The sequence below is a fragment of the Ruegeria faecimaris genome (assembly GCF_900182615.1).
Classification (GTDB): domain Bacteria; phylum Pseudomonadota; class Alphaproteobacteria; order Rhodobacterales; family Rhodobacteraceae; genus Ruegeria; species Ruegeria faecimaris.
On the sequence record NZ_FXTE01000002.1, the window covers coordinates 398,201 to 404,200 of the forward strand.

At 57.0% G+C, this 6,000-nt stretch carries 5 protein-coding genes; 1 reads left to right on the forward strand and 4 read right to left on the reverse strand.

Annotated elements, in window-relative coordinates; all coding sequences use genetic code 11:
- Positions 1-131 precede the first annotated feature (131 nt).
- Positions 132-1,505 (forward strand): D-alanyl-D-alanine carboxypeptidase family protein, encoded by a 1,374-nt coding sequence (locus FN806_RS08225; protein ID WP_142635921.1) that lies wholly within the window; start codon positions 132-134, stop codon positions 1,503-1,505.
- A gap of 95 nt (positions 1,506-1,600) precedes the next feature.
- Here the strand turns inward: FN806_RS08225 and FN806_RS08230 are convergent, their stop codons facing one another.
- The 4 genes from FN806_RS08230 to FN806_RS08245 all read right to left on the reverse strand — a co-directional run bounded on the left by FN806_RS08230 (position 1,601) and on the right by FN806_RS08245 (position 5,520).
- On the reverse strand, positions 1,601-2,848 hold the full coding sequence (locus FN806_RS08230) for a hypothetical protein (protein WP_142635923.1): 1,248 nt from the start codon (positions 2,846-2,848) through the stop codon (positions 1,601-1,603).
- Positions 2,849-2,996: 148 nt separating this feature from the next.
- Positions 2,997-3,758 carry a LamB/YcsF family protein gene (locus FN806_RS08235; protein ID WP_142635925.1) on the reverse strand — a complete coding sequence of 254 codons (762 nt, stop codon included), beginning with the start codon at positions 3,756-3,758 and terminating at the stop codon, positions 2,997-2,999.
- Between the two features lie 11 nt (positions 3,759-3,769).
- Positions 3,770-4,768, reverse strand: a complete 999-nt coding sequence (locus tag FN806_RS08240; protein ID WP_142635927.1) for a 5-oxoprolinase subunit C family protein — start codon at positions 4,766-4,768, stop codon at positions 3,770-3,772.
- On the reverse strand, positions 4,765-5,520 hold the full coding sequence (locus FN806_RS08245; protein WP_142635929.1) for a 5-oxoprolinase subunit B family protein: 756 nt from the start codon (positions 5,518-5,520) through the stop codon (positions 4,765-4,767). The genes FN806_RS08240 and FN806_RS08245 overlap by 4 nt, the downstream gene beginning before the upstream one ends.
- Between the last annotated feature and the right edge of the window lie 480 nt (positions 5,521-6,000).

Below are 6,000 nucleotides of genomic sequence, written 5' to 3' on the forward strand. Positions count from 1 at the left end.
GGTTTCTTTCGCGGGGGTGCTGTGCTACGCTGATGAGCAATAAAATAAATAGTAGCTGACCGGGAAAACCCGGCGGCCTGAGGTAGACAGAGGCAAAAATCGTGCAGGTACGGCGGACAGTTCCGGCCCCTATGGGCGTATTCCTTGCAGCATTCCTGTTGTTGTTTTCCTTCGCTCCGGCGCAGGGCATTGCTGCCCCATATGCGGCGATGGTGATCGACGCGCGAACGGGCGAAGTGCTGCATTCCCGAAACGCCGATACACGCCTCCATCCGGCCTCGTTAACCAAAATGATGACACTGTACATCGCATTTGAAGCGGTTCGGAACGGCGAAATCACTCTTGATACGCAGGTGACCATCACCAAAAAGGCTTCCTCTGAACCGCCTTCAAAGCTGGGTTTGCGTTCGGGGCAGAAGATTGCTTTCCGCTATTTGATCCGTGCGGCGGCGGTGAAGTCGGCCAATGACGCAGCCACTGCCATTGGTGTTGCCCTCAGCGGGTCCGAGGCCGCCTTTGCGCGCCGCATGACACGTACCGCCAAGGCGATGGGAATGAGCCGTACAACCTTTAAGAACGCACATGGTCTGACCGAGGCCGGACATCTGTCGACCGCACGGGACATGACCACGCTGGGGCGGCATCTGCTGTATGATTACCCGCAATATTACAACCTGTTTTCGCGCCAATCCACGAATGCGGGGATCAAAACCGTTCCCAATACGAACCGTCGCCTGCTAGCGGCCTATCGCGGTGCGGATGGGATCAAGACGGGCTATACCCGTGCAGCTGGGTTCAATCTGGTTGCCTCGGCCAAGCGCAAGGACGAACGGATCATCGCGACTGTCTTTGGTGGCAAATCCGGCGCATCGCGCAATGCCAAAGTAGCCGAGCTGTTGGACATGGGTTTCCGCCGCGCCCCGTCGCGCGCGCCGATCCGCAAACCAGCCCGGCCGGCCTATGCCGGTAATGCAGGTTTGAATGCGAAAGTCGCCAGCGTAAGCGGCGCGCCCACCAGAAGCCTGCGACCGGTTCTTCGACCCCAGCGGGGGAGTACCGTTCTAGTGGCGAACAACGTCGCCGCAACCGCAGCCAAGAACGACGCGCGGATTCAGGACGGTATCGCCGCAGCCATCGCCTCGGCAGGTGTAGAGACGCCGACCGAAGGAACGACGCGCCCGACGGTACGCACGGACGATCTGGTGCTGGCCTCGGCAGAACAGCCCGAGCCAGAGCAGGAAATCGTCACACGCTTGTCGACCTCTGGCGGTCATTTGTGGGGCGTGAATGTGGGGCGCTATACGACCCGGTACGAGGCTGAAAAGGTTCTACTGAAAACGGCCCTGTCGGAAATGACCACATTGGAAGGCACGCTGCGCAAGGTCAATCAAAACTCACGCGGGTTCGATGCGACGTTCCAGGGCATGACCCGAGAGCAAGCCGATCTGGCCTGCCGCAGACTTCAGGCTCGCAATGTCACCTGTTTCATGATCGGGCCGTCATAAGACCCGACATATACTCTCCTGGATGGGTCTGGCCACGGAATTCCGTGGCCTTTTTTTGCTGAGCGAGCGTGCCGTAGTAGGCGGCAGGGATCAGGTCAGTCGAATACGTGGCCGTGCTGATATTGCTCATCCTGACCGGCGGCCGCAGTCAGGGCCGCGACGTTATCTTTGGTAAAGAACCCATCATACTTATGACAGCGCTCGATATACTCGGTGATCAGCAGAGTGTTCTTCGAGTGTTTTGAGAAGATCTGCTTGAGGTTCGGATCGTCTTTGCACTCTCCAACCACATGGGCCAGGAATGGCACCCCTTGGTCTTTCAGAGTGTTCACAACGAAATCCACATTCTTTTCGCCCGCACCGTGATCGCCGTCCAGAATCTCGATCGCCATGTGATGCAGCCGACGTCCGAAATTGCGGACGAAATCCTCGGTTGGCATGGGCCGTTTGGCAAAAGAGTTTACAAACGAAGGCGTATTATTGGCTGTAAATACCTTAGCCGGGGATTTCTTGTCATCATCCACACCAGCATTGCGGTTCACATTGGTCGACGAATTCATGTCGAAAATGTTGTACGCCCCCCAGAAATAGTAGGGCACCATCGTCAGAAATTCGAGGATCGCATCCTCGCGCTCACCAGCCAGAACGCGTGTCGCCAGATGGTCGATGCCCAACATCAGTGAAGAGATATTGCTATCGGCACCAAAGGCAGCAGCCTCATCCAGTCGCGCTTGTTCTGCGCTGCTGAGCAATACCCTGTCGCCCAGACCCAAACTGTCGGTATCGTTGAAATCCAGCGTTGAATAACCGACCCGGTTGCAGGTGAAATCAGAAGGGGTGGTGAACCGAAGGCCCTTTAGCGTGTAAAACGGGTTCTCGGTGTCGCCGGAATATTCGAACCGGATATTCTGATCCTCCAGCGTTTTGGTCAGCGTGTTCAGGTCAGTGGCGCCAAACACTTCGCCAACATAGCGCGTTTGCGGCGTGTTTCGTGCCAACGGGTACATGCGGTTGATGCGCGGGATGAAGTCTTCGAATGTCGGGCTAAGCGGAGCCATCACGATGAGCGCCGGGTAGTCCAGGTGTGAATGCAGGACCGAGTATTTATGCGTCCGTCCAAGATAGCTGGCCGTGTGGCGGTATGGCGACATCACATATAGCTCGACCAGAGTGTCGAAAAGAACGTCAGTTTCGACCTGAAGCACGACAGCGCGCATGGACCCAACCTGCTGGGCGACACCAGAGCTGGCACGGCGTTCGTAAATTTTTGGCAAATACTCGTTGAAGAAGTCCGAATTCTTCTTGTCGCCGCGTGGTTCGTAAGACGCTAAATCAAAAGACATAAAGTTACTCCTTGCCCAGACTAGGCAAACCAGGTGCGGTTCGTTGCCGGGATTGTGGTATTCAGAACATATGCTTGCTGACATGCTAGGGAGGGAATTCAGCCTCGGCAACAGTCTGAGTACGGGCGGACGCATTGCACCCGCGGGATTACCGCAGGAACTTTGTCACTTCGACCCCGCCCGCGATCAGGTTTTCGCGGACCGAATGCGCAATCTGAACGGCGGTTGGTCCATCCCCGTGCAGGCAGATCGTGTCGATCGCGGTTTCAAGCCTTTTGCCGGTTTCGGTAATGATGGCCCCTTCGCGGACCATTTCCAGAATTCGAGGCCCTGCAATTTCGGGGTCGTGGATGACGGCTCCGGGCAAGCTTCGGTCGACCAGAGTGCCATCGTCGTTATAGGCGCGGTCGGCAAAGATTTCGCCGACCCACTTGCAGCCCAATTCCCGAACGGCTTCTTCCTGCTTGGTGACGGCCAGCACCATGATGATGATATCTGGGTTCACGTCCAGCGCGCCCTGATAACAGGCCCGCGCCATGTCGATATCGACCGAACACATGTTGGACAATGCACCGTGCAGCTTCAGATGCCGGACCTGCGTTCCAACGGCGTTTGCCATACCGATCGCCGATCCCAACTGATACCGAACAAGATTTCGCAGGCTATCATGGGGTATTTTCATATTGCGGCGGCCAAACCCCTGTAGGTCAGGAAAGCCGGGATGCGCGCCAATGCCGACACCGTTTTCCACAGCCAGGGTCATCGTTTGCGCCATGACGTCCGGATCGCCCGCGTGAACGCCACAGGCAATGTTGGCCGAAGTGATAATCCGCAACAGGCTTTTGTCATCGCCCATGCTCCAGGGGCCAAAGCTTTCCCCCATATCGGCATTAAGATCTACGCTGGGCATCGGCAAACTCCTTAGTCTGTGGCAGAGATCATTCCGCTGACCAGTTGATAAGATAGCAGGTCAGCAATGTCATGAGGATCACGGATCAGCGGTTCGACCTTGGATGGCAGGTTGGCCAGTTCTTTTTGAAAAGCCGCTTGCAGGGAAATGGCCTCGTCCATTTCGACCAGCCTGAACTGAAGCTGTACGCCCGCCGGGGTTTGCACAGCCCGCGGCAGGTCACAGGGAAGGACGGTCGCAATTCTGGGATACCCGCCAGTTGTCTGACACTCGGGCAGCAGAATAAAGGGATTGCCAGTGCCGGTCATCTGAATGTCGCCGGGGGTGATGACCTCGGACAATATGTTCAGCTGCCCCTTTGCGGCGAAACCCTCTCCGTCGCTTTCCAGCTGCATTCCCATGCGATTTGCGCGGGGCCCGCGAGTGAATGTCGTGCGCAAAAAGCGGTCCAGCGTTTGCCGGTCGAACAGTTCGGTCTGAAAGCTGGCCACAACCCGCAGCGAACCGCCCGAGAACCGATCTTCAGCCCGCAACTTCTGTCCTGCCTGCTGTGACGCTGCCCCGGCGGATAAGCTGTCTCCGGCCTGTAGGGCGCGCCCGATTTTGGCAGTAAGGTGAGTTGAGCGGGATCCCAGAAACTCCTGCACCTCAATACCGCCGCCCAGGTGCAAATATCCATAGGTTCCCCGTGTGGCGGCCCCGACTATCACCCGCTGTCCGGTCTCAAGGTGGTAGGAGGCATTCCACGAAATGGCAGCGCCATCAATACTGGCCTGCATCGGTGCGCCCGTCAGTGCAATCTGTATGGGATGAGTGGCCTCAAACTCACCGCCCATTCCGGCCATTTCAAGCGCGGCAAGTTTAGGACTTTGTCTCAACAATGCGGCGCCTTCGTGCAGGGCCAGTAAATCTGCTGCGCCAGATCGGGAAAGCCCTTGATCCAGATATCCGTGGCGGCCTTGGTCCTGTATTGTACAAGCAGGCCCTATGCGCAGGACAGACAGGCTCAAACCGCGATCTCCTGACAGGTCGCGCCGCCTGATCCATCAACGTCATTAGCGCGTATCGCCTCTAGTTCCTCACGCGTGACTGACACGAACTGCATTTCGTCGCCGGGTTTCAGGGCAAAGCTGTTCTGTGCTTCAGGACGAAAACAGCGAAAAGCGGTTTGGCCAATATGTCGCCACCCGGTTGGTGTGGGTCCCGAGAAAAGGACAAATTGCGAAATCGCCAATACCAAAGCGCCCTCGGGCACCATCGGGGTCAACTTCTTGAGGCGCGGTATGTTGAACTCGGGGCCGAGCGGGCCAAGATATGGCTGACCGGGAGCAAATCCGATCGTCAGGACGCGGACGGTTGTGGCGCTCAATCGATAAACGGCTTCATCGGGGGACAGCCTGGCCGCAGCCGCTGCTTCATCTAATTGAGGGGCAAGCGCGCCGCCATAAACCGTGGGGACACTCCATAACCTGCGCCCCTGGGGGAGGGGCGCTTTGTACCAATCCCGCCGCCGCAACAGCTGCTCGACCCGGTCGCGAAGGTTTGCGTGGGCAAACTGGGATGGTTCAAATCGGATATAAGTCGACGCCAGCGTCGCAGAGGTTTCAATGACACCTTCCCACCGTTCAGAATCCACCGCAGCTCGAAACGCCAATGCTGCCCGGTTCGATGGCTCGGCCATGGTTTCGGCGAAAGAGACCAGCAGACCGTCAAAGCCGACGGTGCATATGCGTGGGAAGATGGCGGCGTGTGTTCGTGTCATCTCGCTGCGTGCCAGTAGGTAACTAGTCAGGTGACCTGAACGCAATCCAGAGCGTTTCGCAAGAGAGGGTGCAAAGTATTTGCCGGTGCATCCCCGTTTCAGACCGCGTGCAGGCAAATTCCGACTCGGTGCGGGTGTGTTTCATACCCGGCGACTCATACGAGTCTTGTAGTAGACGTGGGGAGCTCAACAATATGTTGATATCGGGCATAGCTCGTACGGATAGCAGTGTGGATACCTTAGGCGTGATAATGGGCTTTCCTGGGTGCATCGGTCGAATTTATCACCTTAATTATCTGAATTTATTGAGTAAAATAAGAAAGTGCAAAAAAGTTGCTCAGGGCGTGATTTTCTGCTTGCGGTGTATGTTTGTAATGCTTAGAACCCCCTTCACCGGCGCTGCTGAGGCGCTTGTGACACACTGGAGAGACGGTGGGACGGGTTGGAGAGACGGCCGGACACACTGGAGAGACGGTGGGC